This is a genomic window from Actibacterium sp. (assembly GCF_055134745.1).
Window position 1 is genome coordinate 13,288 of sequence record NZ_JBSRVX010000026.1, and the last position, 24,346, is coordinate 37,633.

29 protein-coding genes and 1 riboswitch are annotated in these 24,346 nt (G+C 62.1%); of the genes, 22 read left to right on the top strand and 7 right to left on the bottom strand.

Annotation, left to right across the window (positions count from 1 at the left end; translation table 11 throughout):
* The first annotated feature begins 8 nt into the window (after positions 1 to 8).
* A complete protein-coding gene (locus ACTCHC_RS05800) occupies positions 9 to 788 on the top strand; it encodes a succinate dehydrogenase iron-sulfur subunit (protein WP_463021531.1) in 780 nt (259 codons plus the stop codon).
* A 6-nt stretch (positions 789 to 794) separates the two neighbouring features.
* Positions 795 to 1,511 (top strand): ZIP family metal transporter, encoded by a 717-nt coding sequence (locus ACTCHC_RS05805; protein ID WP_463021532.1) that lies wholly within the window; start codon positions 795 to 797, stop codon positions 1,509 to 1,511.
* 4 nt (positions 1,512 to 1,515) lie between these two features.
* Here ACTCHC_RS05805 and ACTCHC_RS05810 read toward each other — a convergent pair whose 3' ends face one another.
* From ACTCHC_RS05810 to ACTCHC_RS05820, 3 genes are all read right to left on the bottom strand, one after another.
* Positions 1,516 to 2,115: a TetR/AcrR family transcriptional regulator gene (locus ACTCHC_RS05810; protein WP_463021533.1), complete on the bottom strand. Its 600-nt coding sequence runs from the start codon at positions 2,113 to 2,115 to the stop codon at positions 1,516 to 1,518.
* 147 nt (positions 2,116 to 2,262) lie between these two features.
* Positions 2,263 to 3,063 (bottom strand): 3-oxoadipate enol-lactonase, encoded by an 801-nt coding sequence (gene pcaD, locus ACTCHC_RS05815; RefSeq protein ID WP_463021534.1) that lies wholly within the window; start codon positions 3,061 to 3,063, stop codon positions 2,263 to 2,265.
* Between the two features lie 6 nt (positions 3,064 to 3,069).
* Complete coding sequence (locus ACTCHC_RS05820) at positions 3,070 to 3,906, bottom strand: alpha/beta fold hydrolase (protein ID WP_463021535.1); 837 nt, start codon at positions 3,904 to 3,906, stop codon at positions 3,070 to 3,072.
* A gap of 222 nt (positions 3,907 to 4,128) precedes the next feature.
* On the opposite strand from ACTCHC_RS05820, the gene ACTCHC_RS05825 reads away from it, so the two are divergent.
* Entirely contained in the window at positions 4,129 to 4,557 is a 429-nt protein-coding gene (locus ACTCHC_RS05825) for an FKBP-type peptidyl-prolyl cis-trans isomerase (protein WP_463021536.1), read from the top strand.
* 68 nt (positions 4,558 to 4,625) lie between these two features.
* Positions 4,626 to 5,198: a hypothetical protein gene (locus ACTCHC_RS05830; protein ID WP_463021537.1), complete on the top strand. Its 573-nt coding sequence runs from the start codon at positions 4,626 to 4,628 to the stop codon at positions 5,196 to 5,198.
* A gap of 96 nt (positions 5,199 to 5,294) precedes the next feature.
* Here ACTCHC_RS05830 and ACTCHC_RS05835 read toward each other — a convergent pair whose 3' ends face one another.
* The 3 genes from ACTCHC_RS05835 to fabA are packed head-to-tail and all read right to left on the bottom strand — an operon-like array spanning position 5,295 to position 7,846.
* Complete coding sequence (locus tag ACTCHC_RS05835; protein ID WP_463021538.1) at positions 5,295 to 6,083, bottom strand: enoyl-ACP reductase FabI; 789 nt, start codon at positions 6,081 to 6,083, stop codon at positions 5,295 to 5,297.
* A gap of 4 nt (positions 6,084 to 6,087) precedes the next feature.
* Positions 6,088 to 7,317: a beta-ketoacyl-ACP synthase I gene (gene fabB / locus ACTCHC_RS05840; RefSeq protein ID WP_463021539.1), complete on the bottom strand. Its 1,230-nt coding sequence runs from the start codon at positions 7,315 to 7,317 to the stop codon at positions 6,088 to 6,090.
* Between the two features lie 19 nt (positions 7,318 to 7,336).
* Complete coding sequence (gene fabA, locus ACTCHC_RS05845; RefSeq protein WP_463021540.1) at positions 7,337 to 7,846, bottom strand: bifunctional 3-hydroxydecanoyl-ACP dehydratase/trans-2-decenoyl-ACP isomerase; 510 nt, start codon at positions 7,844 to 7,846, stop codon at positions 7,337 to 7,339.
* A gap of 161 nt (positions 7,847 to 8,007) precedes the next feature.
* On the opposite strand from fabA, the gene irrA reads away from it, so the two are divergent.
* Positions 8,008 to 8,424 (top strand): iron response transcriptional regulator IrrA, encoded by a 417-nt coding sequence (gene irrA / locus ACTCHC_RS05850; protein ID WP_463021541.1) that lies wholly within the window; start codon positions 8,008 to 8,010, stop codon positions 8,422 to 8,424.
* A gap of 7 nt (positions 8,425 to 8,431) precedes the next feature.
* On the opposite strand, the gene ACTCHC_RS05855 is transcribed toward irrA, so the two are convergent.
* Positions 8,432 to 9,301, bottom strand: a complete 870-nt coding sequence (locus tag ACTCHC_RS05855) for a glycosyltransferase family 2 protein (protein ID WP_463021542.1) — start codon at positions 9,299 to 9,301, stop codon at positions 8,432 to 8,434.
* A 127-nt stretch (positions 9,302 to 9,428) separates the two neighbouring features.
* Between ACTCHC_RS05855 and miaB the strand changes: the two genes are divergently transcribed.
* The 17 genes from miaB to ACTCHC_RS05940 all read left to right on the top strand — a co-directional run bounded on the left by miaB (position 9,429) and on the right by ACTCHC_RS05940 (position 24,310).
* The gene (miaB, locus tag ACTCHC_RS05860) at positions 9,429 to 10,766 is read left to right on the top strand and encodes a tRNA (N6-isopentenyl adenosine(37)-C2)-methylthiotransferase MiaB (RefSeq protein ID WP_463021543.1); all 1,338 of its coding nucleotides are present in this window, start codon (positions 9,429 to 9,431) and stop codon (positions 10,764 to 10,766) included.
* 176 nt (positions 10,767 to 10,942) lie between these two features.
* Positions 10,943 to 11,512 carry an OmpA family protein gene (locus tag ACTCHC_RS05865; protein WP_463021544.1) on the top strand — a complete coding sequence of 190 codons (570 nt, stop codon included), beginning with the start codon at positions 10,943 to 10,945 and terminating at the stop codon, positions 11,510 to 11,512.
* 9 nt (positions 11,513 to 11,521) lie between these two features.
* Positions 11,522 to 11,818, top strand: coding sequence for a hypothetical protein (locus tag ACTCHC_RS05870; protein ID WP_463021545.1), 297 nt, complete (start codon positions 11,522 to 11,524; stop codon positions 11,816 to 11,818).
* A 148-nt stretch (positions 11,819 to 11,966) separates the two neighbouring features.
* Positions 11,967 to 12,977 (top strand): PhoH family protein, encoded by a 1,011-nt coding sequence (locus ACTCHC_RS05875; RefSeq protein WP_463021546.1) that lies wholly within the window; start codon positions 11,967 to 11,969, stop codon positions 12,975 to 12,977.
* Complete coding sequence (gene ybeY / locus ACTCHC_RS05880) at positions 12,970 to 13,476, top strand: rRNA maturation RNase YbeY (RefSeq protein WP_463021547.1); 507 nt, start codon at positions 12,970 to 12,972, stop codon at positions 13,474 to 13,476. Before ACTCHC_RS05875 ends, ybeY begins: the two co-directional genes overlap by 8 nt.
* A gap of 45 nt (positions 13,477 to 13,521) precedes the next feature.
* Positions 13,522 to 14,412, top strand: coding sequence for a hemolysin family protein (locus ACTCHC_RS05885; protein WP_463021548.1), 891 nt, complete (start codon positions 13,522 to 13,524; stop codon positions 14,410 to 14,412).
* 4 nt (positions 14,413 to 14,416) lie between these two features.
* Positions 14,417 to 15,949, top strand: coding sequence for an apolipoprotein N-acyltransferase (lnt, locus tag ACTCHC_RS05890; protein WP_463021549.1), 1,533 nt, complete (start codon positions 14,417 to 14,419; stop codon positions 15,947 to 15,949).
* Between the two features lie 12 nt (positions 15,950 to 15,961).
* Positions 15,962 to 16,010: riboswitch (SAM-SAH riboswitch) on the top strand.
* Between the two features lie 5 nt (positions 16,011 to 16,015).
* Positions 16,016 to 17,182 (top strand): methionine adenosyltransferase, encoded by a 1,167-nt coding sequence (metK, locus tag ACTCHC_RS05895; RefSeq protein ID WP_463021550.1) that lies wholly within the window; start codon positions 16,016 to 16,018, stop codon positions 17,180 to 17,182.
* A 73-nt stretch (positions 17,183 to 17,255) separates the two neighbouring features.
* Positions 17,256 to 17,972 (top strand): tRNA (guanine(46)-N(7))-methyltransferase TrmB, encoded by a 717-nt coding sequence (gene trmB / locus ACTCHC_RS05900; protein WP_463021551.1) that lies wholly within the window; start codon positions 17,256 to 17,258, stop codon positions 17,970 to 17,972.
* A gap of 16 nt (positions 17,973 to 17,988) precedes the next feature.
* Positions 17,989 to 18,117, top strand: a complete 129-nt coding sequence (locus ACTCHC_RS05905; protein ID WP_463021552.1) for a hypothetical protein — start codon at positions 17,989 to 17,991, stop codon at positions 18,115 to 18,117.
* Positions 18,118 to 18,130: 13 nt separating this feature from the next.
* Entirely contained in the window at positions 18,131 to 19,483 is a 1,353-nt protein-coding gene (aroA, locus tag ACTCHC_RS05910) for a 3-phosphoshikimate 1-carboxyvinyltransferase (protein WP_463021553.1), read from the top strand.
* Entirely contained in the window at positions 19,480 to 20,100 is a 621-nt protein-coding gene (locus tag ACTCHC_RS05915; protein WP_463021554.1) for a (d)CMP kinase, read from the top strand. Before aroA ends, ACTCHC_RS05915 begins: the two co-directional genes overlap by 4 nt.
* A gap of 116 nt (positions 20,101 to 20,216) precedes the next feature.
* Positions 20,217 to 20,768 carry an NUDIX domain-containing protein gene (locus tag ACTCHC_RS05920; protein WP_463021555.1) on the top strand — a complete coding sequence of 184 codons (552 nt, stop codon included), beginning with the start codon at positions 20,217 to 20,219 and terminating at the stop codon, positions 20,766 to 20,768.
* A gap of 254 nt (positions 20,769 to 21,022) precedes the next feature.
* On the top strand, positions 21,023 to 22,705 hold the full coding sequence (gene rpsA / locus ACTCHC_RS05925) for a 30S ribosomal protein S1 (RefSeq protein WP_463021556.1): 1,683 nt from the start codon (positions 21,023 to 21,025) through the stop codon (positions 22,703 to 22,705).
* 293 nt (positions 22,706 to 22,998) lie between these two features.
* Positions 22,999 to 23,280, top strand: coding sequence for an integration host factor subunit beta (gene ihfB, locus ACTCHC_RS05930; RefSeq protein ID WP_463021557.1), 282 nt, complete (start codon positions 22,999 to 23,001; stop codon positions 23,278 to 23,280).
* Between the two features lie 13 nt (positions 23,281 to 23,293).
* Positions 23,294 to 23,653, top strand: coding sequence for a lipopolysaccharide assembly protein LapA domain-containing protein (locus ACTCHC_RS05935; protein WP_463021558.1), 360 nt, complete (start codon positions 23,294 to 23,296; stop codon positions 23,651 to 23,653).
* A gap of 9 nt (positions 23,654 to 23,662) precedes the next feature.
* Positions 23,663 to 24,310, top strand: a complete 648-nt coding sequence (locus ACTCHC_RS05940; protein WP_463021559.1) for a phosphoribosylanthranilate isomerase — start codon at positions 23,663 to 23,665, stop codon at positions 24,308 to 24,310.
* Positions 24,311 to 24,346 lie beyond the last annotated feature (36 nt).

Below are 24,346 nucleotides of genomic sequence, written 5' to 3' on the forward strand. Positions count from 1 at the left end.
ATACGGAAATGGTCCAATTCACCCTGCCCAAGAACTCCAAGGTCGTGACCGGGAAAACCTGGCCCAAGCCTGCGGGTGCCACGAATGTCCGCAAGTTCCAGATCTATCGGTTCAACCCCGATGACGGCAAAAACCCCAGCGTCGATACCTATTTCATCGACATGGACAAATGCGGCCCGATGGTTCTGGACGCGCTGATCAAGATCAAGAACGAGATCGACCCGACCCTGACCTTTCGGCGGTCCTGCCGCGAAGGTATCTGCGGGTCTTGCGCGATGAATATCGACGGGATCAACACGCTGGCCTGCATCTATGGCATGGATGAGATCAAGGGCGATGTGAAGATCTATCCGCTGCCGCATATGCCGGTGGTCAAGGATCTGATCCCCGACCTGACGCATTTCTATGCCCAGCACGCGTCAATCATGCCCTGGCTGGAAACCAAGACCAATCGCCCGGCCAAGGAATGGCGCCAGTCGATCGAGGATCGCAAGAAGCTGGATGGCCTGTATGAATGCGTGATGTGCGCGTCCTGTTCGGCGTCCTGCCCGTCCTATTGGTGGAATGGCGACCGCTATCTGGGCCCGGCCGCGTTGCTGCACGCCTATCGCTGGATCATCGATTCTCGGGACGAGGCGACGCCGGAACGGCTGGACGCGCTGGAAGATCCCTTCAAGCTCTATCGTTGCCACACGATCATGAACTGCGCCCAGACCTGCCCCAAAGGGTTGAACCCGGCCAAGGCGATTGCGCAGATCAAGAAAATGATGGTCGAACGGGTGGTATAATCCGCCATGGACCAGGGACTCGCCACGGCGTTGCTTTTGGCGGTGCTGGCGGGTGCCGCCATTCCTTTGGGCGCGCTGCTGGCGATGGTCGAGCGCATCAGGCCGGATTGGCTGGAGCAGGAATTCCGACACAGCGTCGTCGCCTTTGGCGGCGGCGCTTTGTTTTCGGCGATCGCGCTGGTTCTGGTCCCGGAAGGCATGGCGCGATTGCCCGGCTGGCCGGCGCTGGCCCTGTTCATCGCTGGCGGTCTGGTTTTTTTCGCGCTGGACCGCTGGCTGGCCCGGCATGGAGGGCGCGCGGCCCAGTTCACGGCCATGGCGCTGGATTACATCCCCGAGGCCATGGCGCTGGGCGCGGTATTGGCAGGAGATCGCGCCGCCGCGCTGCTGATGGCGGGCCTGATCGCGCTGCAGAACCTGCCCGAAGGGTTCAACGCCTATCGCGAACTGAACGCCGCGACACCGGGGCGAAACCCGCGCGGAATACTGCTGTTTGTTGTGATGGTGCCGCTCGGTCCGCTGGCGGCCTGGGTGGGGATGGTCTGGCTGACCGATCTGCCTGCCATTCTGGGCGGGATCATGATGTTTGCCAGCGGCGGCATCCTGTATCTGATCTTCGAAGACATCGCCCCGCAGGCGGTTCTTGAACGGCACTGGGCGCCGCCATTGGGGGCGGTTGCCGGATTCGCGCTGGGCCTGGCCGGGTCGATGATGATCGGCTAAGGCGCTACAGATGCGCCTCGCGGTCGGTCAGCGTGGCGATGGTGCGCGAAATCATCCGCTCCAGATCGCCGCGATTGACAACATTGATGCGGGTTTCCAGCCCCAGCGACACAAGACCATGCACCGCGGCAAACAGCGTGCGTGCATTGCGGGCGATGGTGCGCGATGTATTGGCCGGCATCAGCCGCGCCAGGGGCTGTTCATACAGTGCGATCAGCGGGGCCACGGCATCGAAGAACCCCGGTTCGTCATCCGACGGGCTGATCCCGATCGAGAACAGCGTGCGCCAGCGCTGGCGCTGGTCATCGGCATATGACAGATAGGCCTGCGACAGCGTGATCAGGATGTCGGTCGGGGCCTCTTTTTCAAGCCCGTCCACCGATACGGCCATCTGCTGGGTCATCTGTGTCAGGGTGCGGCGGTTGACCGCCAGCGCCAGATCGCCCAGATCGCCATAAACAGTATAGATAGCACCCAGGGCGCAACCGGCCTGTGTCGCCAGATCGCGCGCCCGCAGCGCGACGATCCCGCCTTCAGCAATCTGTGCCTCGGCAACGTCCAGAAGTTTGGCGCGCAATGCATCGCGCTTGGGTGTTAAGGCCATGGCCGTCTCCGCTGAACTTGGTTCAAGGTTAGGGATCACACCCCCCTCGTCAAAGGAATTCGTCTGAATACTGTGCAACTGCGGCAATTTTTCCCGGATATCCGGCGGAATACACGCCGTGTGAACAGTTTTCGGGCAACTTATGCGTCACACGTGACCTATGGATGACAAAAAGCCGTTCAGAACCTCGGCAAAGGTCTGGGGAATTTCGACACAAGGCAGGTGCCCGGCACCGCGCAACAGGTGAAACCGCGATCCGCGGATCAAACCGGCGGTTTCACGCACCAGATCGGGTGGGGTGGCGATATCCCCATTCGCGGCGATGACCAGCGTCGGCAGCGTCAGCGTGGCGGTTGTTGTATAGAAATCCGTCCCCGCCATGGCCGACATGCCGCCGATATAGCCATCGAGGGGCTGATCGGTCAGCATATCGCGCCATTTCTGCAGATCGTGCCCCTTCCGAAAGGCGGGGGTGTACCAGCGGGCCATGATCTCATCCGCAATCGTTTCGATCCCTGCGGCGCGCACCCTGTCGATCCGGTCATGCCAGCCCTGGGCGGTGCCGATCTTGGCGGCGGTGTTTGACAGCACCAGCCCGCGCACCAGATCCAGCCGCTTGACCGCCAGCCCCTGCGCCACAAGACCACCCAGCGCCAGCCCGACCAATACACAGTCGCGCAGTTTCAGATGGTCCAGCAACCGTTCCAGATCGCGAATCAAGGCGCCCATCGTATAAGGCGGGGCAGGGCAGGCCGATTGACCTTGTCCCCGCATATCATAACGGATCAGACGCAGACCCGGCATATGACCCGCAACACCGTCCCAAATTCGCAGATCCGCGCCAAGGGCATTCAAAAACACCAGCGGCGAGCCGTCCCTGGGGCCATCATCGCGATAGTAAAGCCTTGCATTGCCCGCCGGGGCATTGCCGATTTCCAGGAAAGGCATGTGGGGCTAGGTCTCCAGCCGGTCAAGAAAACGGCCGATCAGCCCGATGCTTTCAGGTTCGTCCAGAAACGGCACATGGCCGCGGTCGGGAACTTCGGCATAGATCATGTCTGGATGGCGGGCACACATTTCGGCGGCGGTTTCCCGCGACAGGATATCCGAATTCGCCCCCCGGATCAGCGCCATAGGTATCGCCCTTGTCGCCTCGAACAACGGCCACAGGTCCGGCATCGCTCCGGCGGCCGACTGTTCCAGCACCGCGCGTCGCAGCGCCGGATCATATCGCAAATCCAGCCCCTCCGGTGTCTCGATCCACAACCGCCGGGCATATGCGCGCCATTGGTCATGCCCCACGCCCGGAAAGCGCGCCTGCATGGCCTGCATCAGGTGGTGCGCCGCATCGTCATAACTGGCATAGCCGGGGCGTTCGCCAAGATAGCCCATGATATGGGCCAGCCCCTGGGGGTCGACGACCGGACCGATATCGTTCAGGCAAATCCCCGCCACCCGGTCGGCATGGCCCGCCGCCAGCACCAGCGCGATCATCCCGCCACGCGACGTGCCCAGAATCGTGGCCCGCTTCAGCCCCAGATGATCCAGCAATTCCAATGCGTCATGGCCTTCGCGCAAGACGTTGTAATTGTGGAAATCCGGGTCGTGATCCGATGCGCCGCGCCCGCGCGTATCCAGCCGGATGATCCGCGCGCGTGGCGCGAACCGTTCCACCACCGGCTCGAAATCCCCCATGTTCCGCGTCAAGCCGGCCAGACAGAGCATCGGCACCCCGGCGCCCGTTTCATCAAAGGCCAGCCGCAGCCCGTCGCCTGTGGTGAAATACTGCATGCTCTGCCTCGCCTGCGCGGTTGATATCCCTCGATCCGGTTATAGCGGCGCGTGCGTCCCGACAAAAGCATCATCCCGCCGCATCGCAATTTCCGCGCGCCGGGTTTACCGGGGCAGGGGGGTTTACACTCGGGCGCATCTCCCTAAACTTGGGGCACGTCGCAAGCACCCGCGCCAAGCCGCCCGGCCTTGCAAAATTCATCCCGCAAGAAGAGAGATACGATGACCCAGGTCAAGCAGGGCGATACCGTCCGCATTCACTATACCGGCACTTTGGCCGATGGCACCACCTTTGACAGCTCGGCCGGGCGCGAGCCGCTTGAATTCACGGTCGGCTCGGGCCAGATCATTCCAGGGCTGGACAGCGCATTGCCCGGAATGTCCGAAGGCGACAAGAAGACCGTGGAAATCGCCTGCGCCGATGCCTATGGCGACCATAATCCCGATGCCAGGCAGGCCATCCCGCGCCAGCAGATTCCGGCCGATATTCCGCTGGAACCCGGTCTGCAATTGCAGATGCGCACCCCCGAAGGCCAGGCCGTGCCCGTCACGGTTGTCAGCGTCGATGAGGCCGAAGTGGTCCTGGATGCCAATCACCCGCTGGCTGGCAAGGATCTGACCTTCGCCATCGAACTGGTGTCGATCGACTGATCCCGGCCATGGCGGCATTCCGGCAAACGGGTTAGACTTGTTTCGTTGCGCGCTGACGGGATGATGCCATGGACAACCAGATGCAGATATTGCTGGCCCGCCTCCAACAGATGCGGGCCGCCCTGCAGGACGAGATCGAGCAAAGGCGCGACAGATTCCGCTATCGGATCGACCGCCGCCGTGTCATTTTCGATGCCGATATCCGCCGCGCCCATCGCGAGGCGCGCGAAAGCCTTGGCAGCTTTCTGGCGCGCACCCGCCCGATGGTGGTGCTGACCGCACCGCTGATCTATGCGCTGATCGTGCCTTTCGCCCTGCTTGATCTGTGCGTTGCGCTGTATCAGGCGGTCTGTTTCCCGGTTTACGGCATCGAAAAGGTCCGCCGCCGCGATTACATCGCCATTGACCGGCACCATCTGGCCTATCTGAACGGGTTGCAGAAACTGAACTGTGTCTATTGCGGCTATGTCAACGGGCTGATCGGCTTGGCGCGCGAAGTGGCCGCGCGCACCGAACGGCACTGGTGCCCGATCAAACACGCCCGCCGTTTGGCCGAAACGCATGATCATTATCCCGATTTCGCCGATTACGGCGATGCCGAGACCTTTCGCAAACAACTTCAGGCCCGCCGCAAACCCTGATCCGCTGCATCACCTTGGTGCAAATACTCGCGCCGCAGGCAACCGCCGCGTCAGCGGCGATACCATCCTGTGACGCCGCAGGCGTCCCCTTCGGGTCTACAGGTTGTCAGGCTGCGGCATGCCCAGCACATGCACCCCGCCATCCACGGTGATGATCTCACCCGTGGTGCAGGCCCCGGCGGCGCTGGTCAGATACAGCGCGGTGCCGCCGATTGCCTCCAGCGTGGCGTTGGCGCGCAGCGGCGCGTTGGCCTCGCTATAGCGAAATGTCTTGCGCGCGCCGCCGATGGCGGCCCCGGCAAGGGTTTTCATCGGGCCGGGCGATATGGCGTTCACCCGAATGCCATCCGGCCCCAGATCATTGGCCAGATAGCGCACGGTCGATTCCAGCGCCGCCTTGGCCACGCCCATGACGTTGTAAAACGGCACGACGCGGTTCGATCCCTGAAAGGTCAGCGTCACGATCGACCCGCCATCCGTCATCAGCGGTGCGGCCCGGCGCGCCACGTCAATCAGCGAATAGCACGAAATCACCAACGAGGTCTTGAAATTCTCGCGGGTGGTATTGATGAACCGCCCCGTCAATTCGTTCTTGTCGGAAAAGGCGATCGCGTGGATCAGGAAATCCAGCTTGCCCCAGCGCTGGCCCAGTTCCTGAAAGCACGCATCCAGCGAGGCGTCATTTGTCACATCCACATCCAGCAGAATCTCTGACCCCAGGCTGGCGGCCAGCGGCTGAACCCGCTTGCCGAAGGCCTCGCCCTGATAGCTGAATGCCAGCTCCGCGCCCTGTGCCGCCAGCGCCTGCGCGATGCCCCAGGCGATCGAGCGGTCATTGGCCACGCCCATGACCAGGCCGCGTTTCCCCTTCATCATATCTGCCATCCTGCTATCCGTGGAATTTGCTCAGCAACATCGACCCGTTGGTGCCGCCAAAGCCGAAACAGTTGGTCATGACCGTATCCAGCCCGGCATTGTCCACGCGGGTGGTTGCAATTTCGGCCGGGTCCAGCGCGGGGTCCAGGGTTTCGACATTGATCGAGGGCGCGATAAAATCATTTTCCAGCATCAGCAGGCAATAGATCGCCTCTTGCGCGCCTGTGGCGCCCTGGCTGTGGCCGGTCATGGATTTCGTCGAACTGATCACCGGCGTACTGCCCTGGCCAAAGACCCGGCGCACCGCCTGCACTTCACCCACATCGCCGACCGGCGTCGATGTGCCATGGGCATTGATATAGCCCACCTTGCGGTCCGGGTTCAGGGTTTGCAGCGCCAGCCGCATCGCCCGTTCGCCGCCCTCGCCGGACGGGGCAACCATATCGTGCCCATCCGATGTGGCGGCATAGCCGGTCACCTCGGCATAGATTTTCGCGCCGCGCGCGCGGGCATGCTCCAGCTCCTCCAGCACGACAATCCCGCCGCCGCCTGAAATCACAAACCCGTCGCGATTGGCGTCAAAGGCGCGTGAGGCCTTGGTGGGTGTGTCGTTGAACTTCGACGACATCGCGCCCATCGCATCGAACAGGCACGACAGGGTCCAGTCCAGTTCCTCGCCGCCACCGGCGAACATCACATCCTGCTTGCCCAGCATGATCTGTTCGGCCGCATTGCCGATGCAATGCAGGCTGGTCGAACAGGCCGACGTGATCGAATAGTTGATGCCCTTGATCTTGAACGCGGTCGACAGGTTGGCCGAGATCGTGGACGACATGCATTTGGGCACGGCAAAGGGGCCGATGCGCTTGGTTGCGCCACTGGACAGCGCGGTTTGATGCGCGGCGAACATCGCACTGGTTGACGGCCCGCCCGACCCGGCCACCAGCCCGGTGCGCGGGTTGACGATATCGGCCTCTTCCAGCCCGGCATCGGCAATCGCCTGTTCCATCGCGATATGCGCATAGGCCGCGCCCGGCCCCATGAACCGCAGCACCCGCTTGTCCACATGTTCGCTCACGTCGATCTTCAGATCACCGGCGATCTGGCTGCGAAAGCCATGTTCGATCATCGCCGCATTCGCGGTGATGCCACTGGTTCCGGCCCTCAGCGCGGCCAGGACCTGCTGCGCGTCATTCCCGATCGAGGAAACGATGCCCAGCCCTGTTACGACGACACGACGCATGGCGTGCTCCTTTACTTGGTCAGCTTTCGGACAGCGCGACCTTCATATCCTTGACCAGATAGATGGTTTCGCCGTCGGCCTCGACCCGGCCGTCGGCCACGCCCATGGTCAGGCGGCGGGTCTGCAGGGCCTTGGTGAAATCTACGAAATAGGTCAGCTTCTTGCGGTCAGGGCGCACCATGCCGGTCAGTTTGACCTCGCCCACACCCAAGGCATAGCCGCGCCCCTGCCAGCCGCGCCAGCCCAGGTTGAACCCGGTCAACTGCCACAGCCCGTCCAGCCCCAGACAGCCGGGCATGATCGGATTGCCGGGGAAATGACATTCAAAAAACCACAGGTCAGGGGTGATATCGAATTCGGCAACCACATGGCCCTTGCCATGTTCGCCGCGATCGCCGGAAATATCGGTGATGCGGTCCATCATAAGCATCGGCGGGGCGGGCAGTTGCGCGTTACCGGGGCCGAACAATTCGCCGCGCGCACATTTCAAAAGATCATCTTTGTCGAAACTGGTCGGAAAATCGGCCATGCAGCCCTGCCCCTTGCATCATGGTCTTGGTCCATTCCCGTCTATCACCGCCCTTCGAGGTCATGCAATAGGGGCCGGGCCGGGGGTATGATCGGATAGCAATTGAAATCCGCGTGCAAAAAACACTATACATGCATGCACAAGCAAGCTGGACCAATAGAATGACGCCTTTGGCACTTGAACGCGGAACACGGTGGCTGGCCGGGGCTGACCTGCGCCCGACGCGCCAGCGTCTGGCGCTGGCTGCCTTGCTGGTCGGCGATGGACAAGATCGCCATGTCACGGCTGAAAGCCTGTTCGCGGCCAGTGCGGACAGCGATGAAAAAGTATCGCTGGCCACGGTTTACAACACACTACGCGCCTTTTGCGATGCCGGATTGATGCAGGAAGTGATGGTCGATGGCAACAAAAGCTATTTCGACACGCGCGTCGAGGATCATCCACATTTCTATTGGGAAGACACCGGCACATTGACCGACGCGCCCGCCGATCAGTTGCAGATTTGCGGCCTTCCAGACGCCCCCGAAGGCGCGCAGATTTCGCGGGTCGATGTGGTGATCCGGCTGCGGCGCGCCTGATCGCGGGCTAGAACCACTGGCCGGGCTCCATCAGCCCCAGATCCAGCAATTGTTGTGATGTCCAGTCGAATGGCGTCGAGTTGTGCCATTTGAACGTATGGATATCAAAGGTTGATCCGGCATTGCTTTTCAGCGCCTTGGCCGTGCGGAACGAACAGATCGCCGCCGTCAGGTTGTGATGCCAGGCGCAGGCATAGGTGTTATATTCCTCGTCGCTGAACGTATGATCGGGCCGCAATCGCAGGCCGGGTGCGGCGCGGAACAGGGCAATCCGGTCGATCTTGCGCCGGTCCTTGGGGATATGTTCTTCGAAACGCCAGCGCAGCCCGCCAAAGAAATCCAGTTGCCGTTCCTTGGGATGGCCGTGGTTTTCCGCATCCATGCGCGCCAGCGCATAATAGCCCGACTTGTCCATCAATGCGGTTTCAAGCGAGACCGCATTGGGATGCACGTCAAGGTTTTCGGCATAAAGATCGACGACATAGCACAGCATCGCATCGCGCCGCTCTTCGGTGTGAAAGGCCAGCATTTCGCCGATCGCGCGCGTTTCGCAGAACGGAAAGAACAGGTATTCGGCGTTATAACAGTAATAGAACCACTGGCCGGGCGCGGCCTCTGTCAGTTGGTTGATGGCGCTGACAAAGGCGCCGTCGCGGTGCACATCCATCGTGATGCGATGCACGCGCGGGGCGATGTCATCGGGCAGCGCCAGCTCTTTTGGGGCCAGCACCAGAATTGTGGGAAATCCGATATTCAGGTGATGGCGAATTGTGGTGTCGACCTCTGTCAGATCCTCGATCAGGATCAGGGCGACCGGCCCTTTTTTCAGGGCGGATTTGCCGTTCGTCAAGAAATCGTCCAGCCCTTGATATTCCATCCTGCCCCGCTGCGCCCCGGCCTGTTGGGGGTTTTGGCCAAAACTGTTGCAAATACGTGAATATTGCAAGCGTTGCGAAGGTGGGCCGCAGGGTGTAACCAACGGGCCGGACAAGGGGCGCGGGAATATGGCCGACCAGAAGAAACTGTTCATCAAGACCTATGGCTGCCAGATGAACGTCTATGACAGCGAACGCATGGCTGAAGCGCTGGGCGGATCGGGCTATGTCGCGACAGACAGCGCCGAAGACGCTGACATGATCCTGCTGAACACCTGTCACATCCGTGAAAAGGCCGCCGAAAAGATCTATTCCGAACTGGGCCGGCTGAAAGAGCTGAAACTGAACCGCCCCGATCTGAAGATCGGCGTGGCCGGCTGCGTGGCCCAGGCCGAAGGCGCCGAGATCATGCGCCGCCAGCCTGCCGTCGATCTGGTGGTGGGGCCCCAAAGCTATCATCGCTTGCCACAGATGGAGGCGGATATCCGCAGCGGGGGCCGTGCCCTGGATACCGATTTTCCGGCCGAGGATAAATTCGACCACCTGGCATCGCGGCCCAAGGCACAGCGTGGCCCGTCGGCGTTTCTGACGGTTCAGGAAGGCTGTGACAAATTCTGCGCCTTTTGCGTGGTGCCCTATACACGCGGGGCCGAGGTCAGCCGCCCGGTGGCCCGTGTGCTGGACGAGGCGCGCGACCTGGTGGCGCGCGGGGTGCGCGAAATCACCCTGCTGGGGCAGAACGTGAATGCTTATCACGGCCTTGGACCGGACGGGCTGGATTGGGGGCTGGCGCGCCTGATCCGCGAACTGGACCGCGTTCCGGGGTTGGCCCGCATTCGCTATACCACCTCGCATCCCAATGACATGGAAGACGATCTGATCGCCGCCCATGGCGATTGCGCGGCCCTGATGCCCTATCTGCATCTGCCGGTGCAATCGGGCAGCGACAGGGTGCTGAAGGCGATGAACCGCAAACATACCGCCGCCGACTATTTGCGCGTGATCGCCCGCATAAGGGCCGCGCGGCCCGATATTCTGATTTCCGGGGATTTCATCGTGGGTTTCCCCGGTGAAACGGAAGAGGATTTCCAGGCCACTTTGGCCCTTGTCGAACAGGTCGGGTATGGCCAGTGCTATTCCTTCAAATATTCCGAACGCCCCGGCACCCCGGCGGCAGAGCGCGCCCAGGTCGATGAGGATGTGAAAACCGACCGTCTGCATCGTTTGCAGGCCTTGCTGACGCAGCAGCAAACCGAGATCCAGAATGCGATGGTCGGGCGCGTGGTCAATGTGCTGTTCGAAAAACCGGGCCGCATGGATGGGCAATTGTCAGGTAAATCCGACCATTTGCATGCCGTGCATGTCGAGGCGCCGACAGATCTTCTGGGCCGGGTCGTGCCCGTGCGCATCGTCGCGGCCGTGCGCAATTCGCTGGCCGGTGTCTTGATCGGTGATCCCGACGCATAGGGTGCAGGCACTATTGCGGCCGGTCTGTGTGCAATAGGGCCATGGCCATGCAATTGTTGCGCAAAACTGGTCGCTACCCGCAATCTTTCTTTCCTTTGCGCGGAAATTTGCTAACCTTAATCGAGTTTTAGGCTCGTTGTCGGTTGGTAGGCGCTATTCGCTTGGCTGGAGTGTGCATGTTGTTGATGGTAAGGAAATTGCAGGCCTTTGTCGCTCTTGTCGCGGCGCTGGCCCTGATCGTTCCGGTTTGGTCCGGGACGGCAGAGGCGCAGCAGCAGGTATACAAGACACAGCGCTATGAACCCTCGATCTGGATTGATCCGGATGGATGTGAACATTGGGTGATGGATGATGGCTGGGAAGGGTATATGTCCACCAAGCTGACGCGCGATGGGCGCCCGGTCTGTCATCGAGTAAATACCTGCGGCGTCATTGCCTCGGATCAGCTGTTTGCCACGGACAAATCGGCGATCAGCGCCGCAGGCGTTGCCGCGCTCAGGAAGTTTTTCACCGAAGCATCGGCCGTCGGCTATATCATTGTCGGCCATACCGACAGCCGCGCCTCGGATGAATATAACCTCGCCCTGTCGCAGCGGCGGGCGAACGCGGTGGCCAGGGTTGCACAAAGCATTGGCGCGAATGTCACGGATGTGCGGGGATACGGCGAACGCGAACCGGTGGCGACCAATGCGACGGCCGACGGCATGGCCCGCAATCGCCGCGTCGAAATCATCTGTATCCGTTAGGCGGTTCCCATGAATATTTCCAAATTCGTCATCGGTGTGGTCCTGTTCGGGGCGCTTGGGGCCTGCGACACCAAAACCGACAAGACTGTGGATCGCTGGGTCGATCGCAAGCCGCTCAGCCAGTTGCGGGCGGGTATCTGGGTAGATCCCAATGGCTGCGATCACTGGATGATCGACGATGGCATCGAGGGATACATGGACCCGCGTCTTGATAAATATGGCAAGCCGGTCTGTTCCGGCATCGCCCCGCCGGGCACCGCGATCGGCCCCTTCAAAAAGGGCACTCCGGTCAAGGATCCGCTCTGATAGATACAGCTTTGCACAGCGAAAGATCGCCCGGGACCGCCGGGCGATCTTTTTTGTTTCATTTTGACGAAACATTTCACCTATCGCTTGCGTTAGGCCGGTGTGGTTGGCACCATATCTGCACAGGCTTTAGCAAACGGAGCTGTTATTGGGAATCAACACCCTGACCCCCCCGCCAAATACCGAAGATATGCATGAAGCACTTCTGGAGTTTCCGGATAATCGCCTTTTGATTGATCTATGCGGCGAATTCGACAGGAACCTTGCGCAAATAGAGCATAAGCTGGGTGTGAATATCCTGCGACGGGGCAATCTGCTGGCGATCATGGGCGATGGCGCGGCGCGGGCACAGGCGGTTCGCGTTCTGGAACAATCCTATGCACGGCTGGAATCGGGCCGCCCGGTCGAGACCGGCGATATCGAGGCGATGTTGCGGCTGGGCGCGGCAGAGGATGGCGCAACGCCTTCCATCCAGGACCAGCTGGAAATGTTCCAAGCCAATCATATCGAAATCAAGACCCGCAAGAAAACCGTCGAGCCCCGCACCGAGGCGCAGAAAACCTATGTGCGCGCCCTGTTCGCCAACGAGCTGTGTTTCGGCATCGGGCCTGCGGGCACCGGCAAGACCTATCTGGCGGTGGCCGCGGCGGTGAACATGTTCATCGGCGGCCATGTCGACCGGATCATACTGTCGCGTCCGGCGGTCGAGGCGGGCGAAAGGCTGGGCTTTCTGCCCGGTGACATGAAGGATAAGGTCGATCCCTATATGCAGCCGCTTTACGACGCGCTGAACGATTTCCTGCCTGGCAAGCAGGTCGCCAAGCTGATCGAGGAAAAGCGGATCGAGATCGCGCCGCTGGCCTTCATGCGCGGGCGCACGCTGTCCAATGCCTTTGTGGTGCTGGACGAGGCGCAGAACGCCACCACCATGCAGATGAAGATGTTCCTGACCCGTCTGGGCGAGGGCAGCCGCATGGTCGTCACCGGCGACCGCACGCAGGTGGATCTGCCGCGCGGGGTGCCTTCGGGGCTGGCCGATGCCGAACGGCTGCTGGGCGGGATCGACAAGATTTCGTTCAACTATTTCACCTCGAAGGATGTCGTGCGGCACCCGCTTGTGGCTAGGATCATCGAGGCCTATGAAAAGGCCGATGTCTGATCTGGTCGAAACACTGATCGAAGATGCGCGATGGGAACGGGAGGGCTTGGCGGAACTGGCCGAAGCCGCCTGTCTTGCTGTCTGCGCGCGGTTATCCCTGCCCGCCAAAGGCTTTGCAATCAGCCTGTTGGGATGCGATGACGCACGTATCGCGGTGCTGAACGCTGATTTCCGCGGCAAACCGCAACCCACCAATGTTCTGTCCTGGCCGGCCGCGGATCTGGCGGCAGACGCTGACGGCAGCCCCCCCGATATGCCCGATCCCGGCGATGCCGCTGGCCCCGCCGAACTGGGGGATATCGCCATTGCCTATGAAACCTGCGCGCGCGAAGCCGCGGAACAGGAAAAATCGTTACGCGACCATGTTACGCATCTGATGGTGCATGGCTGTCTGCATCTGTTGGGTTATGATCACATCAGGCCCGGCGATGCCGGGCTGATGGAAGGGTTGGAGGTGGAAATACTTGCAACCATGGGGTTGGATAACCCATATGACTGAACATTGGCCGGGAAACCGGCATTACTGGTAGCTTGGTAAGGACTGATGGGCGAAGAGACCGACGGGTCGTCTAGTGCAGCGCAAAGCGCGCCGCAAAGTGATGAGCGACAGAGCAGGGGCCTGATGGGCCGGATTTTCGGGGTGTTTTCCGCGCAGGACGAGGCCACGCAGGCCGCGACGCAGCAGCCGGGGCCACATATGGTTGCAAGCGCAACGCCGATCGTACTGGGTATGGGAAACCTGCGCCGGATGCGGGTTGAAGATGTGGCGCTGCCAAAGGTCGAAATCGTGGCGGTGCCGCTGGATATCTCCAAGGATGAACTGGTCAAGGTATTCCGCGACAGCGGCATGACCCGGCTGCCGGTCTATGACGGCACGCTGGATACGCCGGTGGGTCTGGTGCATCTCAAGGATTTCGCGCTCAAACACGGGTTCAACGGCAAGACGACCCGTTTCAGCCTGAAGCCGATGCTGCGCCCGCTGCTGTTCGCGCCACCCTCGATGCCGATCGGGGTTCTGTTGCAGAAGATGCAGAACGAACGCATGCATATGGCGCTGGTGATCGACGAATATGGCGGGGTTGATGGGCTGGTCACGATCGAGGATCTGATCGAACAGATCATCGGCGAGATCGAGGATGAACATGACGTCGCCGAAGGTCGTTTCTGGATACAGGAAAAGCCCGGCGTCTATCTGGTGCAGGCCCGTACCCCGCTGGAGGATTTCGAGGCCGAGCTGGGCATGAAACTGGCCGATGCCGAGGATGGCGAGGAAATCGACACCATGGGCGGGCTTGTCTTCATGATGACCGGCCGCGTGCCCGCCCGCGGCGAGGTGATCCCGCATGACAGCGGCGCCCAGTTCGAGATCGTCGATGCCGATCCGCGCCGGATCAAACGGCTGCGGGTGCGGATGCCCGAAAGCCAGAGCGCCTGACCCCATGATCGGACCCGTCGCGCGCATATCCGATGGGCGGGCGCGCTGGCCCGCGTTATTGGCGGGCTTTGCGCTGGGTGTGGTCGCGGCGGCGGGGCAGGCCCCGTTCGGGCTGTGGCCGTTGGCGCTGCTGGGCTTTGCGGGTGGTTTTTTTCTGATCCTGGCGGCGGTCACACCCGGCCGCGCGGCGCGGCTTGGATGGTTCTTTGGTGCGGGTTATTTCGGCGCGGCGCTGATCTGGATCGTGCAGCCCTTCATGGTTGATGTGGCGCGCGACGGCTGGATGGCGCCATTCGCGCTGGTGCTGATTTCCTTTGGGCTGGCGCTGTTCTGGGCCTTGGCGGCCTATGTCGCGGCACGGATGGTGCCAGGGCGGGGACGACGGGCGCTGATGCTGGCGGTTTGCCTGACGGCGGTTGAACTGGCGCGCGGCTATGTCTTTACCGGGTTTCCCTGGGCACTGATCGGCCATATCTGGATCGGCACGCCGGTGATGCAACTGGCCGCGCTGGGTGGCGCGGGGGGGCTGAGCCTGCTGGCGATGCTGGCGGTGGCGCTGCCCTTTGCGCTGGGCTGGCGCGGGGCAGGGGGCGCGCTGGTGCTGATCGCGGCGGGCTGGGGATATGGCGCGGTGAAGCTGGCCGCCCCGATGCCGCATCGCGCGCAGCCGGCAATGATACGGCTGGTGCAGCCCGATATCGCGCAGAACCTGAAATGGCGCCCCGATCTGATCGACCAGCATTTCGCCCGCCAGATCAACCTGACCGCCGATCCGGCAGGGCCTGCGCCCGATATGGTGATCTGGCCGGAAACGGCCATTCCTTATAACCTGAATGTGGCCGGTCCGGTTCTGGAACAGATCGCGCAGGCCGCCAAAGGCGTGCCGGTGGTCTTGGGGGTTCAGCGGCGCGACGGCGTCGATTTCATGAATTCACTGGTCGCGATTGATGCGCAGGGCCAGGTCACGCATCTGTACGACAAACATCATCTGGTGCCCTTTGGCGAATACATGCCCGCCAATGATCTGTTTGCCCGGATCGGCGTGTTCGGCATGGCGGCGGGCGATACGTTCGGCTATCGGCCCGGCCCCGGCGCGCAGGTGCTGGATTTCGGGGCGCTGGGCAAGGCGCTGCCGCTGATCTGTTATGAAATGGTCTTTCCCCAGGACCTGAGCGCCGCCCCCGACCGGGCGGACTGGATCATGCAGGTGACCAATGATGCCTGGTTCGGCACGTTTTCCGGCCCCTATCAGCATCTGGCGCAGGCGCGGCTGCGCGCGGTCGAACAGGGATTGCCGGTGATGCGATCGGCCAATACCGGTATTTCAGCAGCAATTGACGCGCGCGGCCGGGTGCTGGGGCAATTGCCGCTGAATGTGGCCGGTCAATTGACCGTGGCGCTGCCGGCCCCGCTGCCGCCCACGGTTTATGCGCGATTTGGCGACTGGTTGATCCTGGGGGCGCTTATTGTTTCATTTGTGCTGCTTGTGACGGTGCGGTGGCGGAATAGCGTTGACCCGTTGCAGAGTGCCGGATAACCCGGACGGGTCGAACTGTCACAACGGCTTCCTGACGTGACAGGGATATCACATTGGAGCGCGATCATGTCCCGTAAAAACTTTCTGTTCACCTCTGAATCGGTTTCAGAGGGCCATCCCGATAAGGTCTGCGACCGGATTTCGGATGCTGTTCTGGATGCCTTTCTGACCGAAGACCCTCAGGCCCGTGTGGCCTGCGAAACATTTGCCACCACCGACCGCGTCGTCATCGGCGGCGAGGTGCGCGGCCCCGGCGACGTGATCCGCCGCGTGGAAGAGATCGCGCGCGACTGCGTACGTGACATCGGATACGAGCAGGAAGGCTTTCACTGGGCGCAGTTGAAGGTGAACAATTACCTGCATGCCCAATCGGCCGATATTGCCCAGGGCGTCGATGCCGCAGGCAACAAGGACGAAGGTGCCGGCGATCAGGGGATCATGTTCGGCTATGCCTGCACCGAAACGCCGGAACTGATGCCGGCGCCGATCTTTTATGCACATAAGATGCTGAAAAAGCTGGCCGAGGTGCGCAAGAACGGCACCGAACCGCGGCTTGGCCCGGATGCGAAATCGCAGCTTTCGGTGCGGTATGAGGATGGCAAGCCTGTTGGCGTGACATCCATCGTGCTGTCGACCCAGCATCTTGACCCGACGATGTCATCGGCGGACGTGCGCGCGCTGGTCGAACCCTATATCCTGGGCGTATTGCCGGATGGTTGGGTGACAGCCGACACCGAATGGTGGGTGAACCCCACCGGCAAATTCGTCATCGGCGGGCCGGATGGTGATGCGGGCCTGACCGGGCGCAAGATCATCGTTGATACCTATGGCGGCGCTGCCCCGCATGGCGGCGGCGCGTTTTCGGGCAAGGATCCGACCAAGGTTGACCGGTCTGCAGCCTATGCCGCGCGCTATCTGGCCAAGAACGTAGTGGCCGCCGGCCTGGCCGAACGCTGCACGTTGCAGCTGTCCTATGCCATCGGAGTGGCCAAGCCCCTGTCGATCTATGTCGATACCCATGGCACCGGTCAGGTGGATGAGGCCGCGATTGAACGCGCGGTGGCCCAGGTCATGGACCTGACCCCGCGCGGTATCCGCACACATCTGGGGATGAACCGCCCGATTTACAGCCGCACCTCGGCCTATGGTCATTTCGGACGCGCGCCCGAGGCCGATGGCGGCTTCAGCTGGGAAAAGACCGATCTGGCCGCCGCGCTGAAGGCGGCGTTCTGATCCAGCGGGGTTGACCCAAGGCAGATATCGACAGACAAGGCCCCGGAGATGATCCGGGGCCTTTTACATATAGATGACTGAAAATTCGCACCCATCCGGCGCACCCTGGCGCAATTTCTATGGCCGTCGCCATGGCAAGACCCTGCGCGACAGCCAGCGCGACTATCTGGACAGCGACCTGGCGGCCCTGGCCCCGAAAGGCGTGAGTTGGGAGGACAACCCGGACCGCGCCCCGATCGATCCCGTCGCCCTGTTTCCGGGCGCCGATGAGGTCTGGCTGGAAATCGGCTTTGGTGGTGGCGAGCATATGGTGCATCAGGCGGCGCTGAACCCCGATGTGGGTATCATCGGCTGCGAGCCGTTCATCAACGGTGTGGCGATGCTGCTGGGCAAGATACGCCGCGCCGGTGTCGGCAATGTCGCCGTGCATCCCGACGATGTGCGCGATCTGTTTGACGTGCTGCCGGATGCGTCGATCGCGCGGGCGTTTCTGCTCTATCCCGACCCATGGCCCAAGGCGCGCCATCACCGCCGCCGGTTCGTGACGCCGGAATTCCTGGCGCCCTTGGCGCGAGTGCTGCGCCCTGGCGCCGAATTTCGGGTGGCCACCGACATACCCGACTATGTGCGCCAGACGCTGGAGCAGGTTCCTGGTCACGGGTTTGAATGGCTGGCCGAGGGGCCGGAAGACTGGCGGCAGCCCTGGGATGATTGGTATTCGACGCGCTATGAGCAAAAGGCGCTGCGCGAGGGCCGGGTGCCGCATTATCTGACGTTTCGGCGGCTTTAGGAAAACAGCGGCGCCTGTGGCACCACGATATCGCTTTGCGCCCGTGCCGGGCGCGGCCTGCGGCGCGAGTATTTGCGCCAAGAAGATGGGGATGACGCTGGACCGGGGCGGGGCCGTTCGCTATGCCTGCGGCCATGTGATTTGAGGGAGATTGCGTGATGTCAGGCCATGGTGATCCGATCCCGATGACCGCGCGCCGGGCAGGGCCGTTGACGGGCCGTGCCGAAGTGCCGGGCGACAAGTCGATTTCGCATCGCGCGCTGATCCTGGGGGCGCTGGCCGTGGGGCAGACCCATATCCGCGGGCTGCTGGAAGGGCAGGACGTGCTGGACACCGCGCGCGCCATGCGGGCCTTTGGTGCCGAGGTGACACATCTGGGGCCGGGCGAATGGACGGTGCAGGGCGTCGGCGTCGGCGGCTTTGCCGAGCCTGCGGATGTGATTGATTGCGGCAATTCGGGCACCGGCGTGCGGCTGATCATGGGGGCGATGGCGACCACACCGATCACCGCCACCTTCACGGGCGATGCCAGTTTGCGCGGGCGGCCGATGGGACGGGTGACCGATCCGCTGGCGCTGTTCGGGGCGAGGTCTTACGGGCGCGGCGGCGGGCGGTTGCCCATGGTGGTTGTGGGTGCGGCAGAGCCGGTGCCGGTGCGCTATGGCGTGCCGGTGCCCTCGGCGCAGGTGAAATCGGCGGTGTTGCTGGCCGGCTTGAACACGCCGGGGCAGACGGTGGTGATCGAGCGCGAGGCAACCCGCGACCATACCGAACGGATGCTGGCGGGCTTTGGGGCTGAGGTATCGGTGCAGGACGGGCCCGAGGGGCGTGTCATCACCCTGACCGGGCAGCCCGAATTGCGCCCCCAGGATATCGTGGTGCCGCGCGATCCCAGTTCGGCGGCCTTTCCGGTTTGTGCGGCGCTGATCGTCGAGGGATCTGACGTGCTGGTGCCGGGGATCGGGTTGAACCCGACGCGGGCGGGGCTGTTCACCACCTTGCAGGACATGGGTGCCGACCTGGTGTTTGAGAACATGCGGATCGAGGGTGGCGAGCCGGTGGCCGATCTGCGCGCGCGCTTTTCGGGCGCGATGAAGGGTATTGAAGTGCCGGCGGACCGCGCGCCGTCGATGATCGACGAATATCCCATTCTGGCGGTTGTCGCGGCCTTTGCCGAAGGGGTGACGACCATGCGCGGCATCAAGGAATTGCGGGTCAAGGAAAGCGACCGGATCGACGCGATGGCGCGCGGGCTGGAGGCTTGCGGCGTGCGCGTCGAAGAGGATCACGATACGCTGATTGTGCACGGGATGGGGCCGGGCGGGATGCCGGGCGGGGCGGTGTGCAAGACCCATCTGGATCACCGGATCGCGATGTCGTTCCTGATTGCCGGGATGGCGGCGCAAAAGCCGATCGGGGTGGATGATGCCGGGCCGATCGCCACGTCCTTTCCGGTGTTTGAGCCGCTGATGGAGCGGCTGGGCGCGCATCTGGCGCGAAGCCCCACGTGAGGTTCACGGTTGCCATCGACGGGCCGGCAGCCGCAGGCAAGGGCACGATTTCGCGCGCGGTGGCCGCGCATTTCGGGTTTGCGCATCTGGATACCGGGCTGCTGTACCGGGCCGTGGGGGCGCGGGTTCTGGCGGGGGCCGATCCGGTTGAAGCCGCCCGCAGCCTGACGCCGGGCGACATGGCGCGCGACGATCTGCGGACGGCGGCGGTGGCGCAGGCGGCGTCAAGGGTTGCGGCCATTGCGCAGGTCCGCGACGCGCTGCTGGCGTTCCAGCGCGCCTTTGCGGCGCGCGATGGCGGCGCGGTTCTGGACGGGCGCGATATCGGCACGGTGATCTGCCCGGGGGCGCAGGTAAAATTATACGTGACCGCCAGCGATGCGGTGCGGGCGGATCGGCGGTATCGGGAATTGTCGGCAAACGGCGCGGATGTGACGCCTGACGGGGTGCTGGCTGACCTGCGCGCGCGCGATGCGCGCGATGCGGGGCGCGCGGCCGCGCCGATGGCGGTGGCCCCGGATGCGGTGGTGCTGGATACGACCCGGATGACGATAGAGGACGCCGTGGCGCGGGCGATCGAGGTGGTGACCGAAAGGGTGGCGGCGCAAGGGCAGTAATTTGAGGTCGGTGTGTGGCGGTAGACGACGGCAATGAGCCCATTGCCGCCATTCATGAAACCGATGCAGGATGTGAGCTAGGATGCACACCCCTATACACAAAGGATCAGGTGCCAATGATCACTTGCTACGATAGCCGCGAAGTCTACTCCAATCGCTGGATGCGGGTCCGAGAGGACTCTGTCGAGTTCCCCAACGGCGCGCGTGGCATCTATGGAGTGGTTGAAAAGCCGGATTTCGTAGCAATCGTGCCAATAGACACAGAGAAGCGCATTCATCTGGTGCAACAGCATCGGTATCCCGTCGGCGGGCGGTACTGGGAAGTCCCACAAGGATCTTGGGAAGAAAAGCCGGATTCAGACCCAGAGGCGGTCGCAATGGCAGAGCTTCGCGAGGAAACTGGACTACGTGCGGGCAATCTTGTGCGCGTTGGCCATCTGTTTCAGGCATATGGCTACTCCAACCAAGGCTACCACCTTTATGTCGCTTCAGATTTGGAACATGGTCAGGCCGAGCGCGAAGAAACCGAGAGCGACATGGTTTCGCGTGGGTTCACCGTCGCACAAGTCCGACACATGATCGGGAACGGTGAGATCAAAGATGCAACGACCATCGCAGCCTTCGGCTATCTGCTTTTGGCCACGGATTTCGCTACCTTCTTTGACTAAGTCGAAAGGCGGCAACGTCCAGCAAAGCTGTCATTCGGCATTCCCCCCATCCCCCTTGCCCCGCACCCCGGAACGCTTTATAGACGCCGCTATCGACAAGGCGGTCAAAGCCATAGAACAAAAGACGGGGCAGGGTCGGGATCAACACCGGCCCTTTGCTGTCTTTTTGGCATTGCCCGCACAGGACCAACCCAAAGACCGGCGGAGACAACCGCATGGCCAGTAAATACGCAAACAAAGGAAACTTGGACCATATGGCTCAGAACGTATCTATGGAGGATTTCGAAGCCCTCCTGAATGAAAGCTTCGAAATCGACATGCCGCAGGAAGGCAGTGTCGTCAAAGGCCGCGTGATCGCCATCGAGGCAGGTCAGGCCATCATCGATGTCGGCTTCAAGATGGAAGGCCGCATCGATCTGAAAGAATTCGCAAATCCGGGCGAAGCGCCCGATATTTCGGTCGGCGATGAGGTCGAGGTGTTCCTGGATCGCGTTGAAAACGCGCGGGGCGAGGCCTCGATCAGCCGCGAAAAGGCGCGCCGGGAAGAAGCCTGGGATCGTCTGGAAAAAGCATACGAAAAAGAAGAGCGTGTCGATGGCGCGATCTTTGGCCGGGTCAAGGGCGGGTTCACCGTCGATCTGGGCGGTGCCGTGGCCTTCCTGCCGGGCAGCCAGGTTGATGTGCGCCCCGTGCGTGATGCAGGCCCGCTGATGGGTCTGAAGCAGCCGTTCCAGATTCTGAAAATGGACCGCCGCCGGGGCAATATCGTCGTGTCGCGCCGCGCCATTCTGGAAGAAAGCCGTGCCGAGCAGCGCGCCGAGGTCATCGGCAACCTGACCGAAGGCCAGGCGATCGACGGCGTGGTCAAGAACATCACCGAATACGGTGCGTTCGTTGATCTGGGCGGCGTTGACGGGCTGTTGCACGTCACCGACATGGCCTGGCGCCGTGTGAACCACCCGTCCGAGATCCTGTCGATCGGCGAGACGATCAAGGTGCAGGTCATCAAGATCAACAAGGAAACCCACCGGATTTCGCTGGGCATGAAGCAGCTGCAGGCCGATCCGTGGGATTCGGTCGAAGAGAAATTCCCGCTGGGCTCTGTCCATCAGGGCCGCGTGACCAACATCACCGATTACGGCGCATTCGTCGAGCTTGAGGCCGGCGTCGAAGGTCTGGTTCACGTTTCGGAAATGTCCTGGACCAAGAAGAACGTCCATCCGGGCAAGATCGTGTCCACTTCGCAAGAAGTCGAGGTCATGGTTCTGGAAATCGACACTGCCAAACGTCGCGTGTCGCTTGGCCTGAAACAGACCCAGCGTAACCCGTGGGAAGTGTTCGCCGAAACCCATCCCGTCGGCACCGAGGTCGAGGGCGAGGTCAAGAACATCACCGAATTCGGTCTGTTCATTGGCCTGGAAAACGATATCGACGGCATGGTTCACCTGTCCGACCTGTCGTGGGATCAGCGTGGCGAAGAGGCCATTCAGAACTTCCACAAGAACGATGTGGTCAAGGCTGTCGTCACCGAAGTTGATGTGGAAAAGGAACGCATCAGCCTGTCGGTCAAGGCACTGGGGGGCGATCAGTTCGCCGATGCCGTCGAAGGCGTCAAGCGCGGCTCGATCATCACCGTGACCGTGACGGCGATCGAGGATGGCGGCATCGAGGTCGAACATGAAGGCATGAAATCCTTCATCCGTCGTTCGGACCTGTCGCGTGACCGTGCCGAACAGCGCCCCGAGCGCTTCCAGGTGGGTGACAAGGTCGATGCCCGTGTGACCAATATCGACACCAAGACCCGCCGTCTGGGCCTGTCGATCAAGGCCCGCGAAATCGCCGAGGAAAAAGAGGCCGTGGAACAGTTCGGATCGTCCGATTCGGGTGCGTCGCTGGGTGATATCCTGGGCGCCGCCCTCAAGCGCGGCGACGACTGAACCAAGTCTTATGATTGAAATCGGACGGCCCCGCAGCATGTTGCGGGGCCGTTTGTTTTTTGTGCGAATCGGTGTGTCGGGACGCGATCCGTTCCAGCGCGGACAGGTCGAAATACATGCGCCTTGCCCCGGCAAGCCAGAAGTGGCACGGTTTCTTGGCGTCACTTTCTACCTTTTCCCTTCTTTTCCAATGCTTTCTGTTTCTCGAAGCAAAAAACGCGCTTATAGTCGGCCCGTTCGCACAACCGCACCATCGCGCGCCGAAGGCGCAGAATCCGGGGGGATGAAGTCCGATGATACGTTCAGAGTTGATCCAGAAGATTGCCGAAGAAAACCCGCATCTGTTTCAGCGCGATGTTGAACGCATCGTGAATACGATTTTCGAAGAGATCATCAGCGCCATGTCGAAAGGCGATCGGGTTGAACTGCGTGGCTTTGGTGCGTTTTCGGTGAAAAAGCGTGATGCACGGGTCGGGCGCAATCCGCGCACCGGCGATTCCGTCAGTGTGGACGAGAAATACGTTCCGTTTTTCAAGACGGGCAAGCTGTTGCGCGATCGTCTGAACGGAAAATAAGCGGGGCTGCCGCATGATACGATATCTGCGCTATCTGTTCCTGGGTCTGTTGGCCCTTGGTTTGATCATTGTCGCACTCGCCAATCGCGAGATCGTGCTGTTGCGTCTGTTGCCGGCAGAGCTGTCGGATTTCGCTGGCTTCAGCTGGCAGGTCGAGTTGCCGCTGTTTCTGGTCGTCTTCGGCGGAATCATCGCCGGGCTGCTGATCGGCTTTGTCTGGGAATGGCTGCGCGCCGCCCGCCACCGCGCCGAGGCGGCCGAGGCCAAGCGCGAGGCAAAGACCCTCAAACGCGAGGTGCGCCGCCTGAAACAGACCGCAACGCCGCAGGACGAGGTGCTCGCCCTGCTTGAGGAACCGCGCAAGGCAGGCTAAAGCCGCTGCATGGCAACGCATGACATCAGGGTAAAGATTTGCGGGCTGCGCGATGGTGCAACCCTGAGCGCGGCCGTGGACGCGGGTGCGGCCTATGTCGGGCTGGTGTTTTTCCCGAAATCGCCGCGCCATGTCACGCTGGATCAGGCCCGTGCGCTGGCCGACGTTGTGCCGCCCGGCGTGGCCAAGGTGGCGCTGGTGGTCGATGCCGATGACGCGGCGCTGGATGCGATCATCAACGCCGTGCCGCTGGACATGTTGCAACTGCATGGGTCCGAAAGCCCGCAGCGGGTGCTGGCCATCAAGGCGCGCTATGGCCTGCCGGTGATGAAGGCCGTGGGCGTGGCCGGGCCCGAGGATCTGGCGGCGATCGACATCTATTCCCGGGTGGCCGATCAACTGTTGATCGACGCCAAGCCCCCCAAGGGGGCCGATCTGCCGGGTGGCAACGGGCTGGCCTTTGACTGGCGGCTGATCCGGCGCAAATACTGGACCCTGCCCTGGATGCTGGCCGGTGGGCTGACGGCAGAAAACGTGGCCGAGGCGATCAGGCTGACCGGCGCGCGGCAGGTCGATGTATCTTCGGGCGTCGAAAGCGCGCCAGGGGTCAAGGATGCGGGCCGGATTGCCGCGTTCATTGCGGCGGCGCAGGGCTGAGCACCGCTTTACCCCGTGGGCCATTGGCGCTAGATG

Bases quoted from the DNA above. Each gene is read 5' to 3' on its own strand.
- ACTCHC_RS05825 (WP_463021536.1), top strand. From the start codon at position 4,129: ATGACCCAGGTCAAGCAGGGCGATACCGTCCGCATTCACTATACCGGC.
- ACTCHC_RS05870 (WP_463021545.1), top strand. From the start codon at position 11,522: ATGAATATTTCCAAATTCGTCATCGGTGTGGTCCTGTTCGGGGCGCTT.
- ACTCHC_RS05885 (WP_463021548.1), top strand. From the start codon at position 13,522: ATGGGCGAAGAGACCGACGGGTCGTCTAGTGCAGCGCAAAGCGCGCCG.
- rpsA (WP_463021556.1), top strand. From the start codon at position 21,023: ATGGCTCAGAACGTATCTATGGAGGATTTCGAAGCCCTCCTGAATGAA.
- ACTCHC_RS05865 (WP_463021544.1), top strand. From the start codon at position 10,943: ATGTTGTTGATGGTAAGGAAATTGCAGGCCTTTGTCGCTCTTGTCGCG.
- trmB (WP_463021551.1), top strand. From the start codon at position 17,256: ATGACTGAAAATTCGCACCCATCCGGCGCACCCTGGCGCAATTTCTAT.
- ACTCHC_RS05820 (WP_463021535.1), bottom strand. From the start codon at position 3,906: ATGCAGTATTTCACCACAGGCGACGGGCTGCGGCTGGCCTTTGATGAA.
- ybeY (WP_463021547.1), top strand. From the start codon at position 12,970: ATGTCTGATCTGGTCGAAACACTGATCGAAGATGCGCGATGGGAACGG.
- ACTCHC_RS05800 (WP_463021531.1), top strand. From the start codon at position 9: ATGGTCCAATTCACCCTGCCCAAGAACTCCAAGGTCGTGACCGGGAAA.
- ACTCHC_RS05810 (WP_463021533.1), bottom strand. From the start codon at position 2,115: ATGGCCTTAACACCCAAGCGCGATGCATTGCGCGCCAAACTTCTGGAC.
- pcaD (WP_463021534.1), bottom strand. From the start codon at position 3,063: ATGCCTTTCCTGGAAATCGGCAATGCCCCGGCGGGCAATGCAAGGCTT.
- metK (WP_463021550.1), top strand. From the start codon at position 16,016: ATGTCCCGTAAAAACTTTCTGTTCACCTCTGAATCGGTTTCAGAGGGC.
- ACTCHC_RS05940 (WP_463021559.1), top strand. From the start codon at position 23,663: ATGGCAACGCATGACATCAGGGTAAAGATTTGCGGGCTGCGCGATGGT.
- aroA (WP_463021553.1), top strand. From the start codon at position 18,131: ATGTCAGGCCATGGTGATCCGATCCCGATGACCGCGCGCCGGGCAGGG.
- ACTCHC_RS05805 (WP_463021532.1), top strand. From the start codon at position 795: ATGGACCAGGGACTCGCCACGGCGTTGCTTTTGGCGGTGCTGGCGGGT.
- irrA (WP_463021541.1), top strand. From the start codon at position 8,008: ATGACGCCTTTGGCACTTGAACGCGGAACACGGTGGCTGGCCGGGGCT.
- ACTCHC_RS05935 (WP_463021558.1), top strand. From the start codon at position 23,294: ATGATACGATATCTGCGCTATCTGTTCCTGGGTCTGTTGGCCCTTGGT.
- lnt (WP_463021549.1), top strand. From the start codon at position 14,417: ATGATCGGACCCGTCGCGCGCATATCCGATGGGCGGGCGCGCTGGCCC.
- ACTCHC_RS05920 (WP_463021555.1), top strand. From the start codon at position 20,217: ATGATCACTTGCTACGATAGCCGCGAAGTCTACTCCAATCGCTGGATG.
- miaB (WP_463021543.1), top strand. From the start codon at position 9,429: ATGGCCGACCAGAAGAAACTGTTCATCAAGACCTATGGCTGCCAGATG.
- ACTCHC_RS05855 (WP_463021542.1), bottom strand. From the start codon at position 9,301: ATGGAATATCAAGGGCTGGACGATTTCTTGACGAACGGCAAATCCGCC.
- ihfB (WP_463021557.1), top strand. From the start codon at position 22,999: ATGATACGTTCAGAGTTGATCCAGAAGATTGCCGAAGAAAACCCGCAT.
- fabA (WP_463021540.1), bottom strand. From the start codon at position 7,846: ATGGCCGATTTTCCGACCAGTTTCGACAAAGATGATCTTTTGAAATGT.
- ACTCHC_RS05835 (WP_463021538.1), bottom strand. From the start codon at position 6,083: ATGGCAGATATGATGAAGGGGAAACGCGGCCTGGTCATGGGCGTGGCC.
- fabB (WP_463021539.1), bottom strand. From the start codon at position 7,317: ATGCGTCGTGTCGTCGTAACAGGGCTGGGCATCGTTTCCTCGATCGGG.
- ACTCHC_RS05830 (WP_463021537.1), top strand. From the start codon at position 4,626: ATGGACAACCAGATGCAGATATTGCTGGCCCGCCTCCAACAGATGCGG.